Origin of the sequence: Polynucleobacter aenigmaticus (genome assembly GCF_002206635.1) — a bacterium.
Lineage (GTDB): Bacteria > Pseudomonadota > Gammaproteobacteria > Burkholderiales > Burkholderiaceae > Polynucleobacter > Polynucleobacter aenigmaticus.
Genome location: NZ_NGUO01000002.1, coordinates 336,926 through 361,556, shown reverse-complemented (window position 1 = coordinate 361,556; position 24,631 = coordinate 336,926). Strand labels below are relative to the sequence as shown.

Genomic DNA, 24,631 nt, shown 5'->3' with positions numbered 1-24,631 from the left:
ACTAGTATGAAACGAATTCTGCAAACTTTGACGGGCTTCTGCCAAGCAACCGTGGTGGTTGCTGCCCTTGGTTTTAGTTTAACTGCCCAAGCTAATGAAGGCGGTTTTCCATTGGACACGGCGCCTAATCGCGTAAGCAATAATGCTTCATTGCAAAATGGCGCTAAGTTATTTGTGAATTATTGTTTAAATTGCCATGCAGCATCAAGCATGCGTTACAACCGCTTGCGCGACATCGGCTTGACCGATCAGCAGATCAAAGACAATTTGATTTTGAATGACGCTAAAGTCGGTGATCTGATGACAATCTCGATGACGCCAAAAGAAGGTAAGGCGTTCTTTGGTAAGACTCCACCAGATCTCTCTGTTGAAGCTCGTGCGCGTGGCACTGATTGGCTTTACACCTATTTCCGCACTTTCTATAAAGATGATGCTACTCAAACTGGTTGGAATAACTTGGTATATCCAAACGTAGGTATGCCACATGTTCTCTGGCAGCTACAAGGTGAGCGTGCTGCGAAGTTTGAAGAGCATAAAGACCCACATGATGAAGCCAGAATGGAAAAAGTGTTCGTAGGTTTCGAGCAACTGACTCCAGGAAACATGAAGCCACAAGAGTATGACGACAATATCGCTGACTTGGTTGCCTTCATGTCTTGGATGGCTGAGCCAGTGCAACTCGAGCGTAAGCGTCTGGGCGTTATAGTGCTGATCTTCTTGGCGATCTTCACTCTATTGGCTTCGCGCTTGAATAAGGCTTACTGGAAAGATATCCACTAAGCCAAAGTTGTAAATTGAAATAAAGCCGCTTTAGTTATGCGTTTGTTGTATTGAAGTAGATATTTAAGGAAATAAATTTATGATGGTGTTGTACTCGGGCACAAACTGCCCATTCTCGCAACGCTGCCGTTTGGTGCTTTTTGAAAAAGGCATGGACTTTGAGATCCGTGATGTGGACTTGTTTAACAAGCCAGAAGACATCTCGGTGATGAACCCTTATGGCCAAGTTCCAATCTTGGTTGAGCGCGACTTGATTTTGTATGAGTCAAATATCATTAATGAGTACATTGATGAGCGTTTTCCTCATCCACAGTTAATGCCGCCTGATCCTGTTGCGCGCGCACGTGCACGCCTCTTCCTCTTCAATTTTGAGAAAGAGCTATTTATCCACGTAGCTGCTTTGGAAAATGAAAAAGGTAAGCCTGCAGAAAAGTCTCATGAAAAAGCGCGTTTAGCTATTCGCGATCGCTTAACTCAGCTGGCGCCTATTTTTGTGAAGAACAAGTACATGTTGGGCGAAGAGTTCTCTATGCTTGATGTAGCAATTGCTCCTTTATTGTGGCGTTTGGAACATTACGGCATTGACCTCTCGCGTAATGCAGCTCCTCTCTTAAAGTATGCTGAGCGTATTTTTAGCAGACCTGCTTATATTGAGGCTTTGACTCCATCAGAAAAGGTAATGCGTCGCTAAGCGGCTCATTACTCAGGCTGGCAAGATAAGCATGTCTGATATTCCAAGCAATAAGCCCTACCTAATCCGTGCGCTACATCAGTGGTGTACGGATTTTGGCTTTACGCCTTTCCTGGCAGTCTTTGTTGATTCCAGTGTTGAGGTGCCCATGGAGTTTGTAAAGAACGATGAAATTGTTCTCAATCTCTCAATAGAGGCCTGTCACCAGCTGAATCTAGATAATGACTGGATCAGCTTTCAGGCAAGATTTGGCGGGGTTCCAAGGAAAATTATGGTTCCTGTAAGCCATGTCCTAGCAATCTATGCCCGAGAAAATGGCCAAGGCATGTCTTTCCCATTTGATGCTAGTCAGGCTAATAAGGTCAAAGAAGTCAGCCTTGATGCTGTTGAGAAGCCAAAGGTCACTAGACCTTCCTTGACGATTGTGAAATAGGTTAAAATACTATCCGTTGCCCCTTTAGCTCATCTGGTAGAGCAACTGATTTGTAATCAGTAGGTGGTCTGTTCGAGTCGGACAAGGGGCACCAGCCCTGTAAAGCTTCTAAGCCCGATTTATTGCAAAGTGTAAATTGACTTCTTTCGCTGTGTAAGCGCTGTGTAAGCAAAAAAGCATTCATTATCTTCTCCAAAAATTTATATTCTTTAAATTTAAGAAATAAACCAATAGTTCGTCAAGAGAAAAATACTTTGCAAAAGTTGATGCTGCTCAACATTTAGTAGCTGGCAGACATCTGAAAGTTCTTTGCTCTAAAGACATTAATAATCTCCAGTATTCAATTCCCACCAATCGTGAGCTGGGAAAAATATACGAATTACCTTCATTGCCTCATCTTGACGCCTTTGGGCATCCGCATATTCCTCTATATAGCCTTCCAAATCTTCTTTGGTATAGCCATCCTCATCGTCTTCAACATAATAGAGATCATCAGATTTAGCGCCTTCATCCAATGCAATTTCTAGCATTTCAGGATTGTGGGGCAAGTGATCCCAATCAAACATCGCTTCGCTTAATGTCGCTAAAGCCTGTGCAAAATCTCTCACAGCCTCATAACAATCATGCTCCATAAACCTGTCGAGATATTTGCTATCACGCCCGCTACCCGTAAGCCCAAAGAAGTCTATTAATGGCTCATACATAGGGTCATACGCAAATATGCGATTTTTTCTACCAAATCCTACGCACAGCATCTGTTTTGTATAGAGATTAAGAATAATGAAATCGGGCTTGTGAAGACCATCAAAATGCTTAACAAGCGAAGAACATATAATCAATAACTTATTAATTAAATCCCTTTTGTATTCATCTAAAAATATAAACAGAAGGTGATTCTTGGGTTTTGCATTTTCACTTGGATCTGCCTCAAGCTCTTCAATGTATTCCATGCCGTTTTTGTCAAATGGCGCTTCAGGATCTTCGTCATAGGTTGGCTGACGATCAAAAAATTCCTGCGAATACACATCAGTTAAATTGCCTTCTTTTTTAAGAAGTCAAGAAATGCCATGGCTTGGGGCGTGCCTTTAGTAATCTTCAAAATACACCTCGACTGTTATTAAATGAATTACTAGTTTTTTACTTGACTAAGTTGCTGTTGTCCAGCTTTTATCTTCTGCCTAGCTCGCTCAGCCTTAACGGCTTCCTGAGAACGCTTGACCTGTGCTTGCATGGCCTTGATTCGCTGTTGCTCTGGCGTTGGTGTTGTGACTTCTGTGATCTTCATTAGCCATTCCCAATCTGTGTTGGAATACTGATTACATTCGCAGCGCCAAATTGGGCTTGGAGTATTTTTGTGGCGAAGTTGGTGTTTTCAGCAAATACGATAGTGGTTACAACCATCCCTCTTGCTCTAACAGTTGCTCTAAATTGTTTCATATAGATATTTATGGGTGTCGTGATTAACACGACACCTATAGGCCTTACTTCTTAAACCCTAGCTTCAATGCACCGCTAGCGGACTCAATTTGAGTATCAAGCTCTCCTGCTTCTACAGCCTGCTTCACTAGCTCAAGCGCCTTCACTAGGTTTTGTGCGCTATCTACTTCAACGCTGTGCTTGCCTTTAGCAAGCTCAATCACTTTAGTGCCGTATTTGACTGACACGCAGACTTTGCCAGCTTCATTCTTAAACCACCATTCGCGAATACGCTTGGGGATTTCTACTTGGCGGCGTAAACCAGTTTCTTTATCTTTAACGCTTTTGAACTTAGTCACAACAAATGGCGTGCCGTCTATATGACTTTTGGCTAGCTGGATTTGCTCCCACAACTTGCTAGAAAGTTTATTTCTACGAAATACGATTGCAGGGATATGGGTAGGTTTTTTAGCTGTTGTTAGCTTGAGTGATTCCAATGCGCTCATTTAATTCTCCTTGTTTGTTAATGGGCACATTTAATTTATTACCTGAATTGGGATTTGGTCGACCTCAATTTTTCCAAAACCACCAAATATCGCCACTATTTTTGTTTGTTTTCCTTTAGCAAAGCTAAATAAGTGTGAGTGGCGAAGTGAGTTGCGAATGAGTGGCTATAGAAATAAGTTGCGAATGAGTTACTACTTGGGACAAATGAGTAACTCTGACTCGTAACTACGAAACCCGAAACAAGCAACCTCTCTTTTGAGATCTGCAACTTCTACGCAACTAACTGCGCCACTCACTGCAACCAATAAGGAGAAATCAATATGCAGAAAGAAATCGCAGTTCGTTTGTTTCAGAATGCCAAATACGGCACAACCTACGCTAAAGGTGTTCGCCATCAAGCTCTATTTAATGCCACCGCAGACATTAAGAACCCTAAAGTCAAATATGTCTTGGATTTTTATACTTATGAGCATTGGGAGTTTTTGGCCAAAGAAAATCAACTAGAAATAGTCAATCAAGTTCGTAACGAAGTAGATAAGGACACGCTGGTTAGCTGGATAGTGCGTTATGACTTGGCAACAAAGACTAAAACATCCGTCTATGGCTTTGGCACTTTAAATATGAAAACTAATGAATTAATACTATGTGTATTAGATGGTGAGGCAGAAGTAGAGGATAGCTGGAAACTCACGGCTAAACCTTGTAGAGCTATTGCTGGAAAGAATATTGCTGAACTCTTAGCAACTAATAGTGAATTAGCCAGCTGGTGATTGAGAAAAAACCACTGTCGTGATGCACACGACAGTGGCTATGGCATTTACAACAACTTATTTTGGCAATATTCCACCCAACTTCACGCCTGCAATCATCACATCACTAGCAAAAGTTCTCAAAGAGCCTTTTGCTTTATTTGCAATCGCCGTAATAGCCGCTACAGGCAATGCAGTGGAAACAAGGGACATCTTCTGCAGGATGCTTTGTCCTATTAAGACATAAGCATTAGCATCTGCCGACTGGTTCATTTCAATCAAAAAGCTACGATTGATAATGCCATCGTCAATACGGTCAAGATAATTGGTCGTGAAGATAAAAAAGCTTCGCGGCAAATCCATGGTGGATTTAAGTGACTGCTGCGCACCATTAGTGAGCTTATCTACCTCGTCCAGCACAAAATAATCACTTCTTGAATGGTGGTGCCATGCAGAGCGAGAATTACATTTATTGATCGTGCCAACAATATTGGTAATACTCATGCCCCCACCACAACGAAATATCTCAGGTATAGCATCTTCTACCACTTGCATTTGCCCAATTGGGCTAGATTGTGGATAGTTACCTGCATAGGCTGTTTCAAGCAATCTAGGCCATAAAAAGCCCAATGTGCTTTTGCCAGTGCCATAAGTGCCATGCAGCAAGATGCCACTTTTGCCATTAAACGGAAATGGCAATTTACGAGCAAGAATGAGCTCCAGCACTTCACGCTCTGCCGCATTGTTAATCAAAAAGTCGTCTAAACAACTGGGTGCAAATAAGGACATAGTCCCTCCTTTAAAAGATTAAAAAAGGGGCTATGCAAATACATAGCCCCAATGGTTAATTAAGCAAACTCAGCTTGCAGTTGCTCTGTAGCCTGTGTTTCTGTGACAAAAACATTGTTAAATGCTTCTGTCGCTTTCACTGCTTGTGCTTTTTCTGCAATTTCTTGCGCAGTCTTAGCAATTTGCTTAGCTACCTTGTCTTCTGCTTTCGCTTCTGACTTTTGCACTTTTGCGGCTTCTTCTTCTGCTTTTTTCAGCGCATTCAGTTCTTCGCGCTTTTTAGCCTGTGCCAGCGTGTAATAAGCCGCTAAGGCAGTATTCACAGCGCCATCGTGACGAACTACAGCGTTCACTTCAAATTCGCCAGTAGGCAAGTAAGTAGCTACTAACACCACTTGCTTGTCCACCCAGTCTGCATTTGCTTTGACAAGCGCAGCGTCAAACTTGACTGTACTAATGACTGCTTCGCTTACTTCGGCTTTAACAAGCTCAGCACGCTTGGTGGCTGATAAAGGCTTAGTGCCACCCATACGAATTTGCTCAACACCACCGTTTTCTTGCAAAAATGCAACCAAGTCATCAGCTCCAACCTCTTGTCGCAATGCTTCACGCAAAGCAATTGAATATGCTGAAACACGACGACGATCAACGCCAAATACACACTTAACAACACGAGTCATATCGTGTGTTGTGGCGCCAAAGCTATTGGTATAGCCCTTGTCAGCGATAAATGCCTCCATCGCCTCTAGCTTAGCTTTACGCACTTCTTTGTCAGCGTCTTGCTTCATCACCAGATAAAAGCTGTAAGCCTGCTTCAAAATGCTATATAAGCGATTATTAGACTGAGCAAGCTCAACTGTTTCCCAGCCAATACGGGCTGACTCCAAAGACTTCAATTGCTCAAATGCGCTAGGCTGAGCAGCAGGTGTCGTGTTTGACACGACAACAGTTGCAGGCACATTCAGAGCTGCCAAGTTAATTGAAGGGTTTACTGCATTTACTGCCAAAGTTGCTGTTGTCATAAGGTTTCTCCTTTTAATGACGGTTAGTAATATGCGGGTTGCTTTTGTTTTGTTTCGCTACCCACAACCCCTACTATCCCGATTAACTGATTTATTGTGTAATATAGACATATACTGTTAATCCTATATAGAAATTGGCTTATGAGGCATATTCGCGGCATTCAAAAGGGAATTGGACGACTGCACTCCCGCACAATTGAAGAAGAGTTAAGTTATGCCCGCACTAGCGTTAGGCGCTGGTGGTGGGAATATTTACGACTTAGTAAGGACTACTGGCTCATTTGCCAAACCAGCTCTAGCGCCAACAATCCACGCACCATAGATGATGGAATGCGCTGGCTATATCGCAAGTTTGGGGATATTTATAAAAGCGACTTTGATACTTGGTATGAGCGCACTGGCACCTATATTTTTAGGGAACAACTGGAGCTTCCCAAGGTCATAGAAATCGTAGATGATTTAAGCAATCTCACAGAAACGCGGGATGACAAGTTATTGGTGGAAATTCCACTAGACCTTAGCCAAGCAACCATTAGCCGTCAAATCAATCGCATTCTTAAGCAACACATAACAATGCGTCCTGCTAATAAATTACAAATGAGTCAATCTCAATTCCCCATTAACCCCGTGTTGTATCGCTTGCCCACCCTACAAAGAATGCATGAAATATGGTGTGTTCACAGAGAGGTCATGGCGAAACCAGTCGCACTAGAACAAGCGAAAGACAAATATTCAACTAAAGGCGACTTGTATCGTATTGGTGTGGCGTTACGATTAAGCCCAGGTAATGAAGGGATGGCTGAGGATGTTGAGTTACATCACCAGCGATTAAATCGTATGCGAGCTACTGTTAGTCGCTACATAGGCAAGGCCAAGATGTTGATTGGGAATGTAGAGCTGGGTAAATATCCCGTATTTAAAAAAACTTTGCCAGTAGATAGATTTAGCAAAAAACAAAGGGAGTCCCACGCAGAGCTAGAAAAACTTTGGTGGGACTTGGATTTAACATCGCAGCTTAGTGGCACTAAAGTTTTGGATGCCGTGAATAAAATTAACTCTAATGAGATTCGCTACACTTGGTATAACTAATTGTCGTTCTTGACAGCACAACAGTTATATCAACTCTACAGCCGCTCTTTTCATATCGTCGTTCACATCAATGTATTTCTGCGTTACAGCAATACTCTTATGTCCCGCTAAGCTAGCCAAAATACGCACAGAGATGCCCTTGTTTGCCAAGGTAGTAATGAATTGCCTGCGACCACTGTGGCTACTAGCCCCCGCAATACCCGCTTTCTTATAAAGCCAAAAGAAGTGCTGACATAAGGTATTGGGTGTCCAGCCCAAACGCTTAGACGTATGGAATAAGGGAATATCAGGCATGGTTATATGTCGAGTTTTGAGATACACAGTCAATTCTTCTTTTAGCTTTGCTGGCAAGAACACAGTTCTGCCGTCATTGCCTTTAGTTTGCTCTGCACTTAAACGGATTTCGCTTTTGATCGTGCCATCTTCATTTAATACATCTCCCATTTTTAATTGGGCAATTTCTTTAACGCGAAGTCCTGCCCAATACCCCATGAGCAACATTGCGCGATTGCGTTCTGCATAAGTTGTGCTGCTGATGTAGCGTAATACTTGTTCTAATTCAGTTGTGGTGAGTGTTTTTGCTTGAGCCATTTTTGTCCTTTAGATAAATAAAACTGTGTATGCAGTTTGTATTCTTTTGCTCCAAAGGACGACCAAAATGTGTGATCAATAATCTTTCCAAGAATCAATGACTTAGCATTTAGCTCCGCCAAAGAAAATAGCAATAATCTTTGGTGGAGCTAAAAGTATTTATTCAAATCGTGGGATAAAGACGACGAATTTAAGTAAACACCTCAAATCCACGCTACAAGCTTAAAACAGGGGTTCTCTGATGCACAGCTATTTGGCGCGCCAAATACATAGCGTATAAACGGTTTTTGAGGTGGATATTTAGGGGTTGTGGTGTCGTGTTGCACACGACGAGTAAAAAATCTAACCAAACCTTGTTCTCTTGCTTTGCAGCATATCAACATTCATTTCTGCCTTGAGGTTAGATGAATAAAACTTTTCAATCATCTCTACAGAAGTTCTGGCATTTCGAGCCAACGTTAACAGATCAATACCATGTCCATATATTAGCCTGAATGTAATTGCAGTATGCCTAAGAGAGTAAAGCGTTCTTTTTTGCCCATCGCTACTAGATTCCAAGTTAGCTTTGAGTAAGATCCTTCTAAATAGGTGTGAAATCGCTTGGATTGCAACTTCACGATTTTTAATCTGAGGTAAGAAGACATAATCATTAGGATTACCAAAACCACGCTTACAGTTATTTTCTCTCAGCTCTCTATATATTCTTACAGCAGCCCTTAAAGATATCACCTGACCTGTATGGCGCTTTGTTTCAGGAAGACTGATTTTAAGGTAGCGATTTTTGGCTTCTACAATCTTTATATGCTTATGCTGTAGTAATTTCATATCTACGGGACGGAGGAATGTATTGGTCATGAAGCCAATTAACCAGACCATTTCTTTGGGTATTGGAGCATCCTTTACGTAGAAGCCATTCACAATATTCCTATGTGAATCTTGTGTCGATATATTGGGGCGAGACATATTTTTAGCGCAACGTAAAACTTCTAAGTACTCATCAACAGAAAGACTAGCTCTTGGGATGCTTTTACTTCTAACTTTCGGAAATACAGGCAAACCCTTTATCCAGCCCTCCAATACCGCAATTGTTAACAGCCGCTTTAAAAGTCCCAAATATTGATTAATTGTTACTGCCTTAATTGATCTATCGCTTAAAAATTCAATAAATCCAAGTATCACCTTAGATGTAATGTCTGAAGTCTTTAGTAGCCCAAAGTATTCTGAGATATTTGAATTCACCCTGCTATGAAACATACTCAAAGTTTGCTTGGTTATTTCTCCACATCTCTGCTTTTGTTCCTCCTTTTCAGTTGCAATGGCTACAACCTGGGAAAAATTTACTCCCCCTTCTTTAACATTGATCTCTAATTTAAGTTCAGACTGATTTTCGAGATTGACGATGAAGCTATCGTTTGCAGCTTCACGAGCATAAAAAATAACGGACATTAAATTTCCTTAATTCAGCATTAAAAGAATTAATGTGTATAGCAAAAATGTTGTAATAGGACAATCAAACTTTAGAAAAGAAAAAACCCACTGTGTTGCCACAGTGGGTTAATTTAATGCAAAACTAATCTTCAACTAGCTTACGCTAGCGTTAAATTAGAAAGTGTGACGTACGCCAACACCGTAGCTTGAAGCACCTTCAGACGCATTGAGTGAAGTGCTAGATACTTGAGTTGAACCATAAATTGCGTACAAATTTGTACGCTTGCTCAACCAGTAGTTAGAACCAACTTGATAGCCAGTGAAGTTTGCTGTTGCGTTTGTAGTTGCTGACAATGCATTTAAAGCACCTGCACCGTAACGACCATTACCAACTGAACCCCAAGCCTCGATAGTAGGCGTGATAAAGCTACGTACACCAATCTGCTGAGCAGAGCGCTGTAAATAAGCATTTGAGTTAAGGTTTGAAGTTACCTTAGAGTTAACATATTGAGCATACGCCTTCAGGATACCAAAGTCATATGTTGCACCAGCATAAGACTGTGTCATACCAACAGATGTACCAAGAGCATTAGCAGGAGCGTTAACAGTGTTCGCTACAGCTGATGCAGGCATTGCTGCAGCTGTTTGTGCTCCAGCCGCGTATGAAGTGTTCTTTGATGAATTGAGTGCCAAATCAACATTCAACTTGTTCCATACATAGTTAATGCCTACAGCACCTGCTGTGTTGTTTGACTCACCATAACCAGTTGCAGAAGAAGCTGTAGATGTACCAATGCTGGCTGGAGTATTGTTTGAGCTGCTGTTGTTATTGTTATAAAGGGCATACAACTGGAAACCAGCCATGCGCTCTGTCTGCAATGTCAAAGCATTGTTATAACGAACTGTGTAAGAAGTTGCAGTCTGACCAGAACCTTGTGATGCATTGGTTGTATAGATTACGTTACCAACCATGTTGTTCTGCATGCCTGGATCTGTACGACCAACTGCCAAATGTACAGGAGAGTACTGTGTACCGATTGCGGCTTGACCAATACCATTTTTCTTCAAACCAACAAATGTTTGGCGGTTAGCCAAACCGTTGCCGCCCTGACCTGATAAGGTTACGTCAGTTGGTGCCAATTGAAATTCAGCTGTGAAGAAAGCAGACATACCGCCGCCCAAATCTTCAGTACCACGGAAACCTAAACGTGAAGTTGTCTCAGAGCCTTCACCAGAAAAACGTGTGGTGTTTACTTTTGTTTCAGACGCATTGGACGATGACAAAGGGCCGCGCGTAGTTACGCCTTGGAAACCAACGTCCAAGATACCGTAGACAGTCACTGATGACTGAGCTTGAGCTGCTGACGCAAATGCGCCGATTGCTGCAACTGCTAATAGCGATTTTTTCATTCTTTAAATCTCCATAAATTGAAAGTAATGCCCGAATAAAACTGGGACTCATGAATTTTGCTTGTTTTGCCCCGCAAGACTGAGGGTAAGGGTAATTAGGAGCTGTTTTTGCTTGTCAAAAGGCAGTTTTTTGGCTTTCTTCGTTGTATCACGGCAACAAGGGCTTTGATTTCTGTCTTTTTAAGGCTCTGAATGCCAAAATTGTCACATGGCAAGCCGTCAATTCTTAAAAATCCTGCAATCTGCCCGACTGGGTGATGTATGCGCACAACAAAATTTGGCGTTAGCCTATTTGACCGGGGCATTTAAAACCCCAATTCAACCTGCTAATGCATTGATTTGGCTAGAAAAATCCTATTTATCTATTCAAAATCAAGTGGTTAGCGAATTCACCTCAGGTAATGTTGAGATTTCTGGTTTGAGTGGCTCCCCTCCAGAGATTCTGTCGATTCTGAAGCAAATCTCAAAGGTTCCTTTAGCGGGAACCTTTAATTCACCGGCATTTGCTTTTGGCTGGGATTCATTTTGGAGGCTAGCCAAAGCAAATATTGACTCAAGCCCTGCTGCGCAATGGCAACTCGCAGAACTTTTGCTAGACCCTAACAATAAAGATTTGCATATCGAATTAACTAATTGGCTTTTAAAGCGTGAGAGGAATACCGACTTCACATTACTTCAAAAGACTGCCAAAGAATTTCTAGTCAAGCTAGCCAACTCGGAAACACCATTCACGAACCCTGCAAAAGAATTGCTAATCAAGTTACAGCCTAAAGATGAAGCGCTCTCTTCTCTTTGGAATGCTTGGATCTCTGAAAAGAATGAAGCAGCACTTATACAAGCTGCGGAACTCGGTCTAACGATTGCCAAACTCACACTTGGTTTACGGCTAGCGCAATTTAATGAAAATGAGTCGACTGGGCAAAATGTGGGTACGCCTATCGGTAAATCCAATGCCTCGCTTAAGAAGGCTGCTTACTGGATAGAATTAGCGGCTAAAGATGGAGATCGCGATGCTTGGTTTGCATTAGGGGAGATCTATCGTCGACCACAGTTCTCGGGTTACAACGCTGCTGAAAGCGACCGCTGCTTTGATCGCGCAGCTGACTTGGGTCACGCACAAGCTCAATACAGGCGAGGCGCTAACTTATGGCGCAAGCGCGAGAAAGTTGAAGAGAAGGTTCGCGGACTACAGGCCTCCTATTGGATTTGGCAAGCACATCAACAAGGAGTTGCAGAAGCAAAAGAACTGCTTGGGAAAATTTTAGAAAATGTTTCTAATCCCAAAACGAATGATTGGCATGACTTAGCCATTTTTGCGGAAAAGGCCTTAAACCATCATGCAGAGCATCAATTGGATGAAGAATGGATTTTATTGTGTCACCGACTCGTCATCGCCAACCAATTTAACTTGAGTAAAGCCGAATTACTTTTATGCGATGTCGGTCAGTTGCAACATGAGCATTGTGTTGTTGTGGATATTCGGCATGAGTTGCCGAAAATTTTGCCAAGACTGATTCAGATTGATACTACTCAACAGCGCCGCTCTTTACTTGCTGCAGGCAAGGTCTTTGCAGGGAGTGAATCTGATTTAGAAGGAAATCTACGGCAAAGACGTTATCGATTTGACCGAGTCACAGAATGGTTTAAGACTACCTTCCCACAAGATCAAGCTGTAGCTTAAGGATCTACACCTTTAGAGTCAGCGTCTTTGGCACCATCAGACTCATCATCCGATGGTTTTGGCACGTAGAAGCGCGCAATCAGCAGACCCAATTCATAAAGCAGGCTCATTGGAACTGCGAGAAGTAATTGAGATAGAACGTCGGGCGGAGTAACAACAGCAGAGATCACAAATGCACCAACAATCACATACGGACGAATCTCTTTAAGCTTAGCTAGGGGAACCAAGCCCATACGCACCAGAACCACAACAACAACCGGCACCTCAAATGTAATGCCGAAGGCTAAGAATGTCGTCATAGCAAAGCTAAGATAGTTATCAATATCCGTCGACATCTCCGCGCCCAAGGGTGCGTTGTAACTTGCCATAAAACCAAATACCGTCGGAAATACCAAGAAATAGGCAAAAGCCATGCCAAAAATAAACAAGCTGTAGCTGCTCACCACTAAAGGCACTATTAATTTGCGCTCATGTTGATATAAACCAGGGGCAATAAAAGCCCATAACTGATACATCACTACCGGCAAAGCAATTAAGAATGCAACCAACATCGTGACCTTCATGGGTACAAAGAAAGAGCCTGTGACATCCGTCACAATCATTTTTCCACCAACAGGCAATGCCTGAAGTAGCGGTTGTGCAAACAAATGAAAAATATCGGGCGCCCAGTACACAAGGCAGAGAAACACCACAATGATGGCTAAGGCCGATTTAATGATGCGATCGCGCAACTCATATAAATGAGAAAGAAAAGATTCCTGCAGGCCTGAATCTTCTGTTGGATTATTTTGCGTCATCTAAATAGTATTTTGAGTTACTTATTGGCACTGTGATGAAAGCGCTTCATACGAGCAGCGCCGGACTGAACTCTTGTGCGCATACCAGTAGAACGTTTAAACCAAACCGGCCTAGCTGCACGCCTCACACCCCAGCTCTTGCGCCCTTGACGCATGGACTTTTGAAATACTTCTTTTTCGTCCAGCGGAGCTCTTGTGAAATTATTTTCAAAGATATCGGCCTGGTCGCTCAGATTAGCACTAGCCTCTTGAACGGTCGATTTCAGACTGCTTTCAACATCCTTTAGAACTAAGGCGCTTTCTTCGCGAAGCTTCTTAAATTCTTCAATGTCCATCTGGCGACTCACTTCAGACTTCACTTCCGCCATATAGCGTTGTGCACGGCTAAATAAATTACCCGCCATACGGGCAATCTTTGGAAGGCGTTCGGGGCCAACCACCACCAATGCAACTACTGCAATAAGTGCGAGTTTCGAAACTCCGAGATCAATCATTGAAGACGCGCATTAATTCAATCAACAATTACTTATTGATGTCTTTAGCCTGCACATCAACTGTTTTTTCTGCAGTAGCTGTGGAGTTTTGCTGAATCTGCTCTTTTGGCTCTTCGGCACCTTCAGGCGCTTTCATGCCATCTTTGAAGCCCTTAACAGCACCGCCTAAGTCGGTACCGATATTGCGCAATTTTTTGGTACCGAATACCAACATCACGATCACCAAAACAATCAACCAGTGCCAAATGCTAAATGAACCCATTTTTAATCTCCTCGAACTATTTTTTCCAGGGGCGTGGACCGCCCATCACATGCAGATGCAAGTGATAGACCTCTTGCCCACCATCCGCACCATTGTTCACTACCACTCTAAAGCCGCCATCTTTTCCAGGACGGCAGCCCTGCTCCTTGGCAAGACGCGGTGCTAATTCCATCATTCTACCTAGCAATGGCGCATCCAACACTTCCGCCGACTCCAACATGGGGATATGCTTCTTGGGAATCATTAGAAAATGGATAGGCGCAGCTGGGTTGATATCTTTAAAGGCATAGATTTCTTCATCCTCGTATACCTTTTGGGATGGGATCACTCCTTGAGAAATCTTGCAAAACAGGCAATTTTGATCATGAGACATCAATTACTCCCTGCTGGCAGCTTTTCGAGCAGCTTTTTCTTCGATGCCTGAGGTGCCTAGACGGTGCTCCAACTCGGTAATCACGTCTTCTGGGCGTAAGCCAAACTGGGATAAAGCAATCAGGCAGTGAAACCAAAGATCAGCCATCTCACCCACTAAGAGCTTTTGTTGTTCTGGGGCCAAATTAGCGTTGCGAGCATCTTTAGCAGCCATTACAGCCTCAGTAGCTTCTTCACCAATCTTTTTTAAGATCCCGTCATCGCCCTTAGAAAAAAGCAGAGCGGTGTAGGAGGTCTTCGGATCCGCCTGCCCAGCCTTAAATGCATCTCGTCGCTGATCCACTACATCAGCCAGATGGGCTAAAGCAGAGTCTAAATTTGAGGGGTTTTGCGCTGAACTAGTCATAAAGCGATTTTATGTCTTTTATTGCCAAGAAGACTAAGAAGGCTTATTTAGGACCCTTAGACTCATCCACCCAGGCCGATTTAGCGGAATCCCAGGCCTGGAAGAAACAACTGTGCTCCCCAGTGTGACAAGCAATACCGTCTTTTTGCTCTACCAATAGAACAATCGTATCGCCATCGCAATCGAGACGAATTTCTTTAACTTTTTGGGTGTGGCCAGACTCTTCGCCCTTATGCCAGAGCTTTTGTCTTGAGCGAGTCCAATACACCGCCTCACCCAAACGCAATGTAGCCAATAGGGCATCCCGATTCATCCAGGCCATCATCAGAATATCTTTACTACCGACCTCTTGGGCAATCACCGGAACTAAGCCTTGCTCATTCCAAGTAACGTTATCCAGCCATGGACCAGCCTCTAAAGATTCAATTGGGGTGAATGCGCTCATGGATGTCTTCTTTGAATGTGTTTTATTGCGCTTTAAATCCGAACCGGAATTCCTTGGCTCGCCATGTATTCTTTTGCCTGGCCAACAGTGTATTCACCGTAATGGAAGATGCTTGCTGCAAGTACTGCGTCGGCATGGCCTTTGGTAATGCCATCTACCAAGTGCTGTAAATTGCCGACACCACCAGAGGCAATCACTGGAACACTCACAGCATCACTCACGGCAGCAGTTAACTCCAGATCAAATCCATCTTTACTACCGTCTCGATTCATGCTGGTGAGCAAAATTTCACCGGCACCGCGCTTGGCAACTTCCGTTGCCCATACAACTACATCCATGCCTGTGGCAGTTCTGCCACCATGCGTAAATACTTCCCAGTTGCCCGCTTCAGTCTTTTTAGCATCTATCGCGACCACAATACATTGGGAGCCGTAATACGCAGCAGCATCAGAAACTAAATCTGGATTGGCTACTGCTGATGAATTCATACTCACCTTGTCAGCGCCGGCATTGAGCAAACGACGTACATCTACTACTGCGCGTACGCCACCACCAACCGTTAAAGGAATAAATACCTGGGATGCGACATCTTCAATGATGTGCAATATCAGATCACGACCATCGGAGGTGGCAGTAATGTCTAAAAAAGTGAGTTCATCAGCGCCTTGGGTATCGTAACGTTTTGCAATCTCAACGGGATCGCCAGCATCCCGCAGACCAACAAAGTTCACACCCTTAACAACGCGTCCCGCTGTGACATCCAGGCAGGGAATAATTCGCTTAGTTAACACTGAGGAGCACTCTAGATAATTTTCTTAGCAAACTTGAGCGTTAGCTCGTCAGCGTACTTTTGTGCCGCAGTTAAATCTAGGTCACCCGCATAAATCGAGCGCCCTGCAATCACACCCATAATGCCTTCGGCCTCGGCCTCGCACAGCGCTTCAATATCGTGATTATTTGATAGGCCGCCACTTGCAATGACCGGAATCCGAATAGCTTGTGCTAATTTGATCGTGGCATCCATATTAATGCCCTTCATCATGCCATCACGACCAATGTCGGTATAGATGATGGCTTCAACACCGTAACCTTCAAATTTCTTAGCAAGATCAATCACTTCGTGGCCGGTAATTTTGCTCCAGCCATCCGTTGCCACTTTGCCATCGCGCGCATCTAAGCCCACCATGATGTGACCAGGGAAAGCTGTGCAAGCATCTTGTACAAAGCCAGGTCTCTTCACAGCAGCGGTGCCAATAATGACAGTACTAATACCATCATCCAATAAACGCTCAATGGTCTCGAGATCGCGAATACCGCCACCTAGTTGAACGGGAATTTCATCGCCAACCGCTTTAAGAATTGATTTAATCGCTGACTCGTTCTTTAGCTTGCCAGCAAATGCGCCATTCAAGTCCACTAGGTGCAAGCGACGCGCGCCCTTACTAATCCAATGCGCTGCCATGGCCCCTGGATCTTCAGAAAAAACAGTGGCTTTATCCATGTCACCTTGTTCGAGTCGAACACAGTGCCCATCTTTTAAGTCAATCGCGGGAATTAGCAGCATAGCGGTAGGTTAGAAAATATTAAGGTTGCCAAGAAACAAAGTTTTTGTAGAGCTTTAATCCGTATTCTGCACTTTTTTCTGGATGAAATTGTGTTGCAAAAATATTATCCCTTGCAACAGCAGAAGTAAACCAATCACCATACTCAGTTGAGCCTGCAACATCTTCTTTACGTTGCGGCGCAACATAGTAACTGTGAACGAAATAAAAACTAGTCAAATCCGGAATACCGTCCCAAAGCGGATGCTGGCGATCCTGACGAACCTGATTCCAGCCCATATGCGGTACTTTGTATGCAGAGCCATCTGGCTGCAGTTTGCCAGCCAACTCAAAACGCCGCACTTCACCCGGAATCAATCCCAAGCAAGGAGTCCAAGCTAAATTGGAATTTGCCCGCACTTCAGCACTTTGATCAAACAACATCTGCTCACCAACACAAATGCCTAAAAGAGGTTTATTTTTTGCCGCATCTAACAGCGCCTCCAATAGGCCTGACTCCTCTAGGTGCTTCATACAATCGGGCATAGCACCTTGCCCTGGCAACACTACCCGCTCAGCGGAGATGATTTCTTCTGGGGTGTGCGCAATCACTACATTGGCATCCGGCGCCACATGATGAAAGGCTTGATACACGGAACGTAGGTTACCCATTCCGTAATCAACGATCGCAATTGTTTGCGCCAACTTTTAACCTGTTTTCTGTAGTGTTCTTTGACAGTCTTCTACTCAGAACTAGAAATTTTCTAGATTAGAGGCTGCCCTTAGTAGAAGGAACAACGCCAGATGCACGTGGATCAAGCTCTAAAGCCATGCGCAATGCACGTCCGAAAGCCTTAAATACCGTTTCAATCTGGTGGTGGGCATTAATGCCCCGTAAGTTGTCGATGTGCAAAGTTACCCCGGCGTGGTTCACAAAACCGCGGAAGAACTCAATACTGAGGTCAACGTCAAAGTCGCCTACACGTGCACGTGTAAAGGGGACATTGAACTCCAAGCCTGGGCGACCTGAAAAATCGACTACCACTCTGGACAAGGTTTCATCCAAAGGAACATAAGAATGGCCATAGCGAGTAATGCCCGCTTTGTCCCCAACTGCCTTAGCAAATGCTTGTCCCAGAGTAATGCCCACATCCTCAACAGTGTGGTGATCATCAATATGGGTGTCACCTTTTGCAACCACTTTCAGGTCGATCATGCCGTGACGGGCAATTTGATCCAACATATGATCTAGGAAAGGTACGCCTGAGGCTAACTCAGCTTTACCTGTGCCATCTAAATTGATAGCAATTTGAATTTTGGTTTCCGAAGTGTTTCGGGTAACGTCGGCTTGCCGCATGCTTCAGTGCGCCGCGAGGCGAAGTGTTGATTGAAGCCTCATAATATCATTCCTGATACAGATATAAATGCCGATTTTTATTACTAGCGTTTATTCACTTTTGCTGTTTTTTGACTAGAGTCCCTCATGAGCCGTTTTTGGAGCCCCGTTGTTCAGACCCTCACCCCTTATGTTCCTGGGGAGCAACCGCAAATGGAGCGGCTGGTAAAGCTCAACACCAATGAAAGCCCGTACGGCCCATCGCCCAAAGCACTAGTAGCCATTAATCAGCAAACAACCGACGATCTGAGGCTCTATCCAGACCCTGAAGGAGCAGCCCTTAAAAAAGCCATTGCTGATTTACATGACTTAGACCCAAAACAGGTGTTTTTAGGCAATGGCTCTGATGAAGTCCTAGCCCACGTGTTTTTAGGCCTCCTAAAACAAGCCAAACCCGTCCAATTCCCGGATATTACTTATAGCTTCTACCCGGTCTATTGCAAGCTATTTGGCATTGAGTATCAGACTATTCCCCTTGGATCACATTTTGAGGTCCAGGTTGAGGATTTCACAACCCCTAATGGTGGAGTGATCTTCCCCAACCCCAATGCACCAACTGGGCGAGCTATTCCTCGAGCTGATATTGAGGCACTGTTAAGCAGAAATACTAATTCGGTAGTGGTGATTGATGAGGCCTATGTGGATTACGGAACCGAGTCTTGCATTCCACTTTTACGTGGGCCTTCTTGCCCAGAAAACCTCTTAGTTGTTCATACCTTGTCCAAATCACGCGCCCTAGCAGGATTGCGAGTTGGATTTGCCGTGGGCCACCCCGCTTTAATTGAGGGGCTAGAACGTGTAAAGAACAGTTTTAACTCCTACCCCCTGGGCCGCTTAGCGCAAGCTGGGGCCATCGCCGCAATAGAAGATCAAGCGCATCTAGAAAGGACTGCCGGAAAAGTAATTCAAACTCGTGAGCGTCTTGTAAAAGAGCTGGCCTCAATGGGATTTGACACTTTGCCGTCAACAGCCAATTTTATTTTTACACGCCATCCAAATCATGCTGGTGGGAGTCTATATCAAGCCTTACGGGATCGCGGCATTATCGTGCGCCACTTTAAGTCACCCCGTATTGAAGAGTTTCTGCGAATCACTATCGGTACAGATGAGCAAAGCAATGCATTAATTGCGACTCTAAAAGAAATTCTGGCTAGCGCCTAAACTTAGATTGAGTTTATTTCCGCGTTTACTTCTTCAGGCGCATCTCGGCAGCGCGAGCATGAGCCGTCAAGCCCTCACCGTGTGCGAGCGTACTTGCAACGGCACCTAAGGTTTGTGCTCCCGCTTCACTGACTTCGATCATGCTGGAGCGCTTGATAAAGTCATAAACACCCAACGGTGAAGAGAAGCGCGCAGTGCGTGCTGTTGGTAAAACGTGATTTGGGCCAGCGCAATAATCACCAAGGGACTCGCTGGTGTAGTTACCCATAAAGATCGCGCCCGCATGACGAATCAATTCAGCCCACTTTCGTGGCTCGGCAGCGCAAATTTCCAAATGCTCTGCAGCAATGTCGTTGGCAATCTCGCAAGCTTCAGCCATATCTTTTACCTGAATCAACAAAGCGCGATTGGCAAGCGATGCCTCAATCACCTTTTTTCTAGGCATCTCAGGTAATAGCTTATTAATACTCTCTTGCACCTGATCGATAAATTGTTCGTCTGGACAAAGCAAGATTGACTGCGCCAGCTCATCATGCTCCGCCTGAGAAAATAGGTCCATCGCAATCCAATCGGGATTGCTAGTGCCATCGCACAGAACCAAGATTTCTGATGGGCCGGCAATCATGTCGATGCCAACAGTCCCAAAAACTCTACGCTTGGCAGCTGCGACATAAGCATTACCTGGGCCAACAATCTTATCGACCGAAGGAATAGTTTTGGTGCCATAAGCCAAAGCACCAACGGCTTGTGCGCCACCAATCGTAAAGACACGGTCAACACCGGACAGCCAAGCTGCAGCTAGAACCAAAGGATTACGTGCTCCATCAGGAGTGGGCACCACCATAATGACTTCTTGTACGCCAGCAACCTTTGCAGGAATGGCATTCATCAAGACGGAAGATGGGTATGCCGCCTTACCACCAGGTACATAGATGCCCACACGATCTAATGCAGTCACTTTTTGACCTAAGCGTGTGCCATCAGCCTCTTCATACTCCCAAGAGTGGCAACCCGCTTCAATCTTTTGTTTCTCGTGATACGCCCGCACTCTTTGCGCAGCAATATCCAAGGCATTTTTTTGTTCTACCGATAAACCTTGATAGGCGCCCTCTAACTCTTCGCGAGAAATCTCTAGCTCAGCCACACTTGGAATATCTAATCGATCAAATTGCTTTGTGAAAGCTAGTACTGCAGCATCACCATTAGTCTTGACTTGTGCCAAGACTTTCACCACAACCGCATCAATCGCCTCATCATCAGCCATCGGTAATGACAGGCTGGATAACAGGGTTTCTTTGAAACCTGCATCTTTGCTATTAAGGCGTTTGACTTTGACTTCTGCAGACATGGGAGTTTTCTTGGTTACTTTAGCAATTCAAAGAAAGGCTGTAACTGAGTACGCTTACGCTTATACGAAGCTTGATTGACCACTAAGCGCGCACTGATATCCGCAATTGGCTCAACTTCAACCAAGCCATTGGCACGCAACGTATTACCCGTAGATACCAGATCTACAATTGCATCAGCCAGACCAACTAATGGAGCCAACTCCATTGAGCCATACAAATGAATCGTATCGATATGCACGCCTTTATTCGCAAAGTGTTCGCGTGCACAATTGACATACTTAGTTGCCACTTTTAAACGAGAGCCTTGCTTTACGGCAGCAGCGTAATCAAATCCCTCTTTCACGGCAACCGACATACGGCATTTAGCGATATTGAGATCGAAAGGGACATACAAACCATCTGTGCCGTTTTCCATCAATACGTCCAAACCGGCAACTCCAAAATCTGCACCGCCAAACTGAACATAAGTAGGCACATCCGAAGCACGCACAATAATCAAGCGCACATCCGGATTAGAGGTCTCAATAATCAGTTTGCGTGACTTCTCAGGATCTTCCAGCGGACGAATGCCGATCTTAGATAAGATCTCAGCGGTTTCTTCGAAGATGCGTCCCTTCGAAAGGGCTAAAGTTAACTTCATGGACTAATTATCCATCAGGCTTACTTCACTCGCTGAATGTTGGCCCCCAAAAGGGTCAACTTTTGCTCCATGCGGTCATATCCCCGATCTAGGTGATAAATCCGGTCAACCTGGGTTTCGCCTTGAGCAGCCAAACCTGCGATCACCAAACTAGCGGATGCACGCAAATCCGTCGCCATCACAATTGCCCCGGAAAGCTTCTCCACCCCCCGAGCAATAGCAGTATTACCCTCAATGGCAATATCGGCGCCCAAGCGATTCATCTCCTGAACGTGCATAAAGCGGTTTTCAAAGATGGTTTCAGTAATTGTGGCATTCCCCTCAGCAATGGCATTGACAGCCATTAACTGGGCCTGCATATCAGTTGGAAAAGCGGGATATTCAGAAGTACGGAAGTTAACTGCTTTAGGGCGACCCTTCATGGAAGCCTTGATCCAGTCAGGACCCACTTCCATTTCCAAGCCAGCCTCTTTGAGTTTGACGATCACCGCATCTAATGTGTCGGGGCGGCAGTGCTTTACCAGCACCTCTCCACCAGTCGCCGCAACTGCGCATAAGAACGTACCCGCCTCAATGCGATCAGCAATCACCGCGTGCTCCGCGCTATGGAGTTTTTGAACACCTTCAATGACTAAGCGATCACTGCCAATACCGGTGATCTTTGCACCCATTTTGACAAGCAGCTCAGCCAAGTCACCCACCTCAGGCTCCCGGGCAGCATTTTCTAAAATAGTCGTGCCGGTTGCTAGGGTGGCAGCCATCATCAAGTTTTCTGTGCCAGTCACCGTAATCATGTCAGTCAAAATCGAAGCGCCCTGCAAACGACCGGTGGAAGACTTAGTTTCCGCCTGAATGTAGCCACTCTCAATCTTGATAGTGGCCCCCATCGCTTTTAAGCCTTTGATATGTTGGTCCACTGGACGTGCTCCGATTGCGCAGCCGCCGGGCAATGAGACCTTCGCACTATGCATTCTGGCGAGCAAGGGGCCTAGTACCAAAATAGAAGCGCGCATGGTTTTCACCATCTCATAGGTTGCTTCAGAGCTCTTAATGTTGGCAGCGTTGAGCACTACATGATTGCGGTTATTCACGTCTGGAAAAAATACCGTCACACCAATTTCTTGCAAAAGTTTGAGCATGGTTCTGACATCTTGCAAATCAGGAACATTACGCAAGGTAATCGGTTCGTCACACAGTAAGCAAGCACAGAGGATAGGCAATGCAGCATTCTTAGCACCAGCAATGACTACTTCGCCCTTGAGCGGAGTGCCGCCAACCATTCGTAATTTGTCCATGAATCTATTCCAGTAAAAAGCTAATGCAGTAATTTAAGTTGCGGCGTTTTGCGCGAACTCTTCAGGCGTAAAGGCTTTAATTGATAGAGCGTGCACTTCCGCTTTCATACGATCGCCCATTGCACCATAGACCAATTGATGGCGCTGTATCAGGCGCTTGCCTTCAAACTCTGGACTCACTATCGTGGCAAAGAAATGTTGGCCATCGCCCTCAACCTTGATATGGGTACAAGCAATACCTTGCTGGATATAGCCCTCAATTTGTTCTGTGGTTGGCAACATCACGATCTCCTAATTCCTAATAACTAATAATTTCTGTTCAATAATTTGATGCGACTAAATCGTCAACTAGTTTCTTAACTTATAGCCTTTTTGCAGTAAACCCAAAGCAACTACTGAAACCAGGACAAAGAAGCACGCAACAATTGCCAGACTATTCCAAGGGGAAATATCTGACACACCAAAAAAGCCGTAACGAAATCCATCAATCATGTAGAAGAACGGATTGAAATGCGACACGACTTGCCAAGCAGCCGGCAAGGAGTGAATGGAATAAAACACGCCCGATAACATCGTTGCCGGCATGATGATGAAGTTTTGGAAGGCAGCCAATTGATCGTACTTATCAGCCCAGATGCCCGCAATTAAACCCATGCTACCCAGAATAGCGGCGCCTAAAAGTGCAAATGCCATGATCCACAAAGGATATTCAAATGCTGGCATAGCGAACCATGCGGTAATCGCCAGTACGCCCGCACCTACGACTACACCGCGGAACACTGCAGCCAATACATACGCAGCGTAGAGCTCTAAGTGACTAAACGGTGCCAGCAAGACAAATACCAAGTTACCGGTTACCTTAGATTGAATGAGTGAGGAGGAGGTATTGGCAAAAGCATTTTGCAAAATACTCATCATTACCAAGCCCGGGATCAAGAAGGCGGTGTAGTTCAGACGACCATAGACTTCTTTGCCCTCTAACACGTGGCCAAAAATCATTAAATATAAGACGGCGGTAAGCACTGGCGCAGCAACCGTCTGAAACCCCACCTTATAAAAGCGCTTAATTTCTTTACGGAGTAAGGTTGGGAAGCCACTGCCATAAGATATCAAGGGCTGATTGAGAATAGGCTTCATCGAGCACTCCCCGACATGATGTTGACAAAAACATCTTCAAGATCCGTCTTACCTTCACCATCTTTTTTGACTGAGCCATACTGACTCAATAAATTAGCAGTGGTATCCAAGGCAACGATCTTTCCTTGCTTGAGCATAGCGATGCGTTGGCAGAGTGCCTCAGCCTCTTCTAGGTAATGCGTTGTCAAAACAATCGTATGACCATCTTGATTAAGACGGCTAATAAATTGCCAGAGCGATTGACGCAACTCCACATCAACACCCGCAGTAGGTTCATCCAAAATAATGACTGGCGGTCTATGGACCAAAGCCTGCGCCACCAATACTCGGCGCTTCATTCCGCCAGATAAGGAGCGCATATTGCTATCGGCTTTACCGGTAAGATCTAGATTGGCCATGATCTCATCGATCCAAGCATTGTTATTTCGAATACCAAAATAACCCGACTGAAATTGCAGGGTTTCGCGAACAGTAAAGAAGGGGTCGAACACTAACTCCTGTGGCACCACTCCCAACATCCTGCGCGCCTCACGAAATTGACTTTGAACATCGGCACCCATGATTGCAGCATGCCCACTATCTGCGGTGGCTAAACCCGCCAAAATAGAAATCAGGGTTGTCTTGCCTGCGCCATTGGGACCCAGCAAACCAAAAAACTCGCCCTGCTCAATCGACAAGGAAACATCATCGAGAGCCTGTAGTACCCCATAATTTTTTGATATATTTTTAATCGATATTGCAGCGTGCATG

The 24,631-nt window shown here is 44.7% G+C and carries 31 protein-coding genes, 1 tRNA gene and 1 pseudogene; 8 read left to right on the top strand and 25 right to left on the bottom strand.

Annotated features, from left to right (window positions below; translation table 11 throughout):
- Nucleotides 1-6: 6 nt before the first annotated feature.
- From CBI30_RS02560 to CBI30_RS02545, 4 genes and pseudogenes are all read left to right on the top strand, one after another.
- On the top strand, nucleotides 7-780 hold the full coding sequence (locus CBI30_RS02560; protein ID WP_088526741.1) for a cytochrome c1: 774 nt from the start codon (nucleotides 7-9) through the stop codon (nucleotides 778-780).
- 79 nt (nucleotides 781-859) lie between these two features.
- Nucleotides 860-1,471, top strand: a complete 612-nt coding sequence (locus CBI30_RS02555) for a glutathione S-transferase N-terminal domain-containing protein (RefSeq protein ID WP_088526740.1) — start codon at nucleotides 860-862, stop codon at nucleotides 1,469-1,471.
- A 31-nt stretch (nucleotides 1,472-1,502) separates the two neighbouring features.
- Nucleotides 1,503-1,847 (top strand): annotated as a pseudogene (locus CBI30_RS02550) (ClpXP protease specificity-enhancing factor); the annotation flags it as partial.
- A gap of 75 nt (nucleotides 1,848-1,922) precedes the next feature.
- Nucleotides 1,923-1,998, top strand: a tRNA-Thr gene (locus CBI30_RS02545).
- Nucleotides 1,999-2,227: 229 nt separating this feature from the next.
- On the opposite strand, the gene CBI30_RS02540 is transcribed toward CBI30_RS02545, so the two are convergent.
- The 4 genes from CBI30_RS02540 to CBI30_RS02535 all read right to left on the bottom strand — a co-directional run bounded on the left by CBI30_RS02540 (nucleotide 2,228) and on the right by CBI30_RS02535 (nucleotide 3,826).
- A complete protein-coding gene (locus CBI30_RS02540) occupies nucleotides 2,228-2,929 on the bottom strand; it encodes a hypothetical protein (RefSeq protein ID WP_088526738.1) in 702 nt (233 codons plus the stop codon).
- A gap of 104 nt (nucleotides 2,930-3,033) precedes the next feature.
- Entirely contained in the window at nucleotides 3,034-3,189 is a 156-nt protein-coding gene (locus tag CBI30_RS11150; RefSeq protein ID WP_169711236.1) for a hypothetical protein, read from the bottom strand.
- A complete protein-coding gene (locus tag CBI30_RS11145; RefSeq protein ID WP_169711235.1) occupies nucleotides 3,189-3,341 on the bottom strand; it encodes a hypothetical protein in 153 nt (50 codons plus the stop codon). The genes CBI30_RS11150 and CBI30_RS11145 overlap by 1 nt, the downstream gene beginning before the upstream one ends.
- A gap of 44 nt (nucleotides 3,342-3,385) precedes the next feature.
- Complete coding sequence (locus CBI30_RS02535; RefSeq protein WP_088526737.1) at nucleotides 3,386-3,826, bottom strand: DUF6641 family protein; 441 nt, start codon at nucleotides 3,824-3,826, stop codon at nucleotides 3,386-3,388.
- Between the two features lie 321 nt (nucleotides 3,827-4,147).
- Between CBI30_RS02535 and CBI30_RS02530 the strand changes: the two genes are divergently transcribed.
- Nucleotides 4,148-4,597: a hypothetical protein gene (locus tag CBI30_RS02530; RefSeq protein WP_088526736.1), complete on the top strand. Its 450-nt coding sequence runs from the start codon at nucleotides 4,148-4,150 to the stop codon at nucleotides 4,595-4,597.
- A 57-nt stretch (nucleotides 4,598-4,654) separates the two neighbouring features.
- Here CBI30_RS02530 and CBI30_RS02525 read toward each other — a convergent pair whose 3' ends face one another.
- Nucleotides 4,655-5,365, bottom strand: a complete 711-nt coding sequence (locus CBI30_RS02525) for an AAA family ATPase (RefSeq protein WP_088526735.1) — start codon at nucleotides 5,363-5,365, stop codon at nucleotides 4,655-4,657.
- A gap of 59 nt (nucleotides 5,366-5,424) precedes the next feature.
- Entirely contained in the window at nucleotides 5,425-6,387 is a 963-nt protein-coding gene (locus CBI30_RS02520; protein ID WP_088526734.1) for a hypothetical protein, read from the bottom strand.
- A gap of 141 nt (nucleotides 6,388-6,528) precedes the next feature.
- Between CBI30_RS02520 and CBI30_RS02515 the strand changes: the two genes are divergently transcribed.
- The gene (locus CBI30_RS02515; RefSeq protein ID WP_088526733.1) at nucleotides 6,529-7,476 is read left to right on the top strand and encodes a hypothetical protein; all 948 of its coding nucleotides are present in this window, start codon (nucleotides 6,529-6,531) and stop codon (nucleotides 7,474-7,476) included.
- 24 nt (nucleotides 7,477-7,500) lie between these two features.
- On the opposite strand, the gene CBI30_RS02510 is transcribed toward CBI30_RS02515, so the two are convergent.
- The 3 genes from CBI30_RS02510 to CBI30_RS02500 all read right to left on the bottom strand — a co-directional run bounded on the left by CBI30_RS02510 (nucleotide 7,501) and on the right by CBI30_RS02500 (nucleotide 10,905).
- Nucleotides 7,501-8,067: a tyrosine-type recombinase/integrase gene (locus tag CBI30_RS02510; protein ID WP_088526732.1), complete on the bottom strand. Its 567-nt coding sequence runs from the start codon at nucleotides 8,065-8,067 to the stop codon at nucleotides 7,501-7,503.
- 342 nt (nucleotides 8,068-8,409) lie between these two features.
- Nucleotides 8,410-9,513: a tyrosine-type recombinase/integrase gene (locus CBI30_RS02505; RefSeq protein WP_088526731.1), complete on the bottom strand. Its 1,104-nt coding sequence runs from the start codon at nucleotides 9,511-9,513 to the stop codon at nucleotides 8,410-8,412.
- A gap of 156 nt (nucleotides 9,514-9,669) precedes the next feature.
- Nucleotides 9,670-10,905 (bottom strand): porin, encoded by a 1,236-nt coding sequence (locus CBI30_RS02500; protein ID WP_088526730.1) that lies wholly within the window; start codon nucleotides 10,903-10,905, stop codon nucleotides 9,670-9,672.
- Nucleotides 10,906-11,113: 208 nt separating this feature from the next.
- On the opposite strand from CBI30_RS02500, the gene CBI30_RS02495 reads away from it, so the two are divergent.
- Nucleotides 11,114-12,586, top strand: coding sequence for a tetratricopeptide repeat protein (locus tag CBI30_RS02495; protein WP_088526729.1), 1,473 nt, complete (start codon nucleotides 11,114-11,116; stop codon nucleotides 12,584-12,586).
- Here CBI30_RS02495 and tatC read toward each other — a convergent pair.
- The 10 genes from tatC to hisB form a co-directional block, all read right to left on the bottom strand.
- Complete coding sequence (gene tatC, locus CBI30_RS02490) at nucleotides 12,583-13,383, bottom strand: twin-arginine translocase subunit TatC (protein WP_088526728.1); 801 nt, start codon at nucleotides 13,381-13,383, stop codon at nucleotides 12,583-12,585. The two genes, CBI30_RS02495 and tatC, sit on opposite strands and share 4 nt — an antisense overlap.
- 17 nt (nucleotides 13,384-13,400) lie before the next feature.
- Nucleotides 13,401-13,877, bottom strand: coding sequence for a Sec-independent protein translocase protein TatB (gene tatB / locus CBI30_RS02485; RefSeq protein WP_088526727.1), 477 nt, complete (start codon nucleotides 13,875-13,877; stop codon nucleotides 13,401-13,403).
- Nucleotides 13,878-13,905: 28 nt separating this feature from the next.
- Complete coding sequence (gene tatA, locus CBI30_RS02480) at nucleotides 13,906-14,139, bottom strand: Sec-independent protein translocase subunit TatA (RefSeq protein ID WP_088526726.1); 234 nt, start codon at nucleotides 14,137-14,139, stop codon at nucleotides 13,906-13,908.
- A 16-nt stretch (nucleotides 14,140-14,155) separates the two neighbouring features.
- Entirely contained in the window at nucleotides 14,156-14,512 is a 357-nt protein-coding gene (locus CBI30_RS02475) for a histidine triad nucleotide-binding protein (protein WP_088526725.1), read from the bottom strand.
- Nucleotides 14,513-14,515: 3 nt separating this feature from the next.
- Nucleotides 14,516-14,917: a phosphoribosyl-ATP diphosphatase gene (locus CBI30_RS02470; RefSeq protein ID WP_088526724.1), complete on the bottom strand. Its 402-nt coding sequence runs from the start codon at nucleotides 14,915-14,917 to the stop codon at nucleotides 14,516-14,518.
- A 43-nt stretch (nucleotides 14,918-14,960) separates the two neighbouring features.
- Nucleotides 14,961-15,362 (bottom strand): phosphoribosyl-AMP cyclohydrolase, encoded by a 402-nt coding sequence (hisI, locus tag CBI30_RS02465; RefSeq protein WP_088526723.1) that lies wholly within the window; start codon nucleotides 15,360-15,362, stop codon nucleotides 14,961-14,963.
- A 32-nt stretch (nucleotides 15,363-15,394) separates the two neighbouring features.
- Nucleotides 15,395-16,153, bottom strand: coding sequence for an imidazole glycerol phosphate synthase subunit HisF (gene hisF / locus CBI30_RS02460; RefSeq protein ID WP_088526722.1), 759 nt, complete (start codon nucleotides 16,151-16,153; stop codon nucleotides 15,395-15,397).
- Nucleotides 16,154-16,164: 11 nt separating this feature from the next.
- Complete coding sequence (gene hisA, locus CBI30_RS02455) at nucleotides 16,165-16,926, bottom strand: 1-(5-phosphoribosyl)-5-[(5-phosphoribosylamino)methylideneamino]imidazole-4-carboxamide isomerase (protein WP_088526721.1); 762 nt, start codon at nucleotides 16,924-16,926, stop codon at nucleotides 16,165-16,167.
- Between the two features lie 19 nt (nucleotides 16,927-16,945).
- Entirely contained in the window at nucleotides 16,946-17,608 is a 663-nt protein-coding gene (hisH, locus tag CBI30_RS02450; protein ID WP_088526720.1) for an imidazole glycerol phosphate synthase subunit HisH, read from the bottom strand.
- A 64-nt stretch (nucleotides 17,609-17,672) separates the two neighbouring features.
- Entirely contained in the window at nucleotides 17,673-18,260 is a 588-nt protein-coding gene (hisB, locus tag CBI30_RS02445; protein WP_088526719.1) for an imidazoleglycerol-phosphate dehydratase HisB, read from the bottom strand.
- A gap of 126 nt (nucleotides 18,261-18,386) precedes the next feature.
- On the opposite strand from hisB, the gene hisC reads away from it, so the two are divergent.
- Complete coding sequence (gene hisC, locus CBI30_RS02440; protein WP_088526718.1) at nucleotides 18,387-19,460, top strand: histidinol-phosphate transaminase; 1,074 nt, start codon at nucleotides 18,387-18,389, stop codon at nucleotides 19,458-19,460.
- A 25-nt stretch (nucleotides 19,461-19,485) separates the two neighbouring features.
- Here hisC and hisD read toward each other — a convergent pair whose 3' ends face one another.
- The 6 genes from hisD to CBI30_RS02410 all read right to left on the bottom strand — a co-directional run bounded on the left by hisD (nucleotide 19,486) and on the right by CBI30_RS02410 (nucleotide 24,630).
- Nucleotides 19,486-20,808 (bottom strand): histidinol dehydrogenase, encoded by a 1,323-nt coding sequence (gene hisD / locus CBI30_RS02435; RefSeq protein WP_088526717.1) that lies wholly within the window; start codon nucleotides 20,806-20,808, stop codon nucleotides 19,486-19,488.
- A gap of 14 nt (nucleotides 20,809-20,822) precedes the next feature.
- Nucleotides 20,823-21,449, bottom strand: a complete 627-nt coding sequence (hisG, locus tag CBI30_RS02430; RefSeq protein WP_088526716.1) for an ATP phosphoribosyltransferase — start codon at nucleotides 21,447-21,449, stop codon at nucleotides 20,823-20,825.
- 20 nt (nucleotides 21,450-21,469) lie between these two features.
- A complete protein-coding gene (gene murA, locus CBI30_RS02425) occupies nucleotides 21,470-22,744 on the bottom strand; it encodes a UDP-N-acetylglucosamine 1-carboxyvinyltransferase (RefSeq protein ID WP_088526715.1) in 1,275 nt (424 codons plus the stop codon).
- A 33-nt stretch (nucleotides 22,745-22,777) separates the two neighbouring features.
- Nucleotides 22,778-23,026: a BolA family protein gene (locus CBI30_RS02420; protein WP_088526714.1), complete on the bottom strand. Its 249-nt coding sequence runs from the start codon at nucleotides 23,024-23,026 to the stop codon at nucleotides 22,778-22,780.
- 66 nt (nucleotides 23,027-23,092) lie between these two features.
- Nucleotides 23,093-23,881 carry an ABC transporter permease gene (locus CBI30_RS02415; protein ID WP_088526713.1) on the bottom strand — a complete coding sequence of 263 codons (789 nt, stop codon included), beginning with the start codon at nucleotides 23,879-23,881 and terminating at the stop codon, nucleotides 23,093-23,095.
- Nucleotides 23,878-24,630 (bottom strand): ABC transporter ATP-binding protein, encoded by a 753-nt coding sequence (locus CBI30_RS02410; RefSeq protein ID WP_088526712.1) that lies wholly within the window; start codon nucleotides 24,628-24,630, stop codon nucleotides 23,878-23,880. Before CBI30_RS02410 ends, CBI30_RS02415 begins: the two co-directional genes overlap by 4 nt.
- Nucleotide 24,631 lies beyond the last annotated feature (1 nt).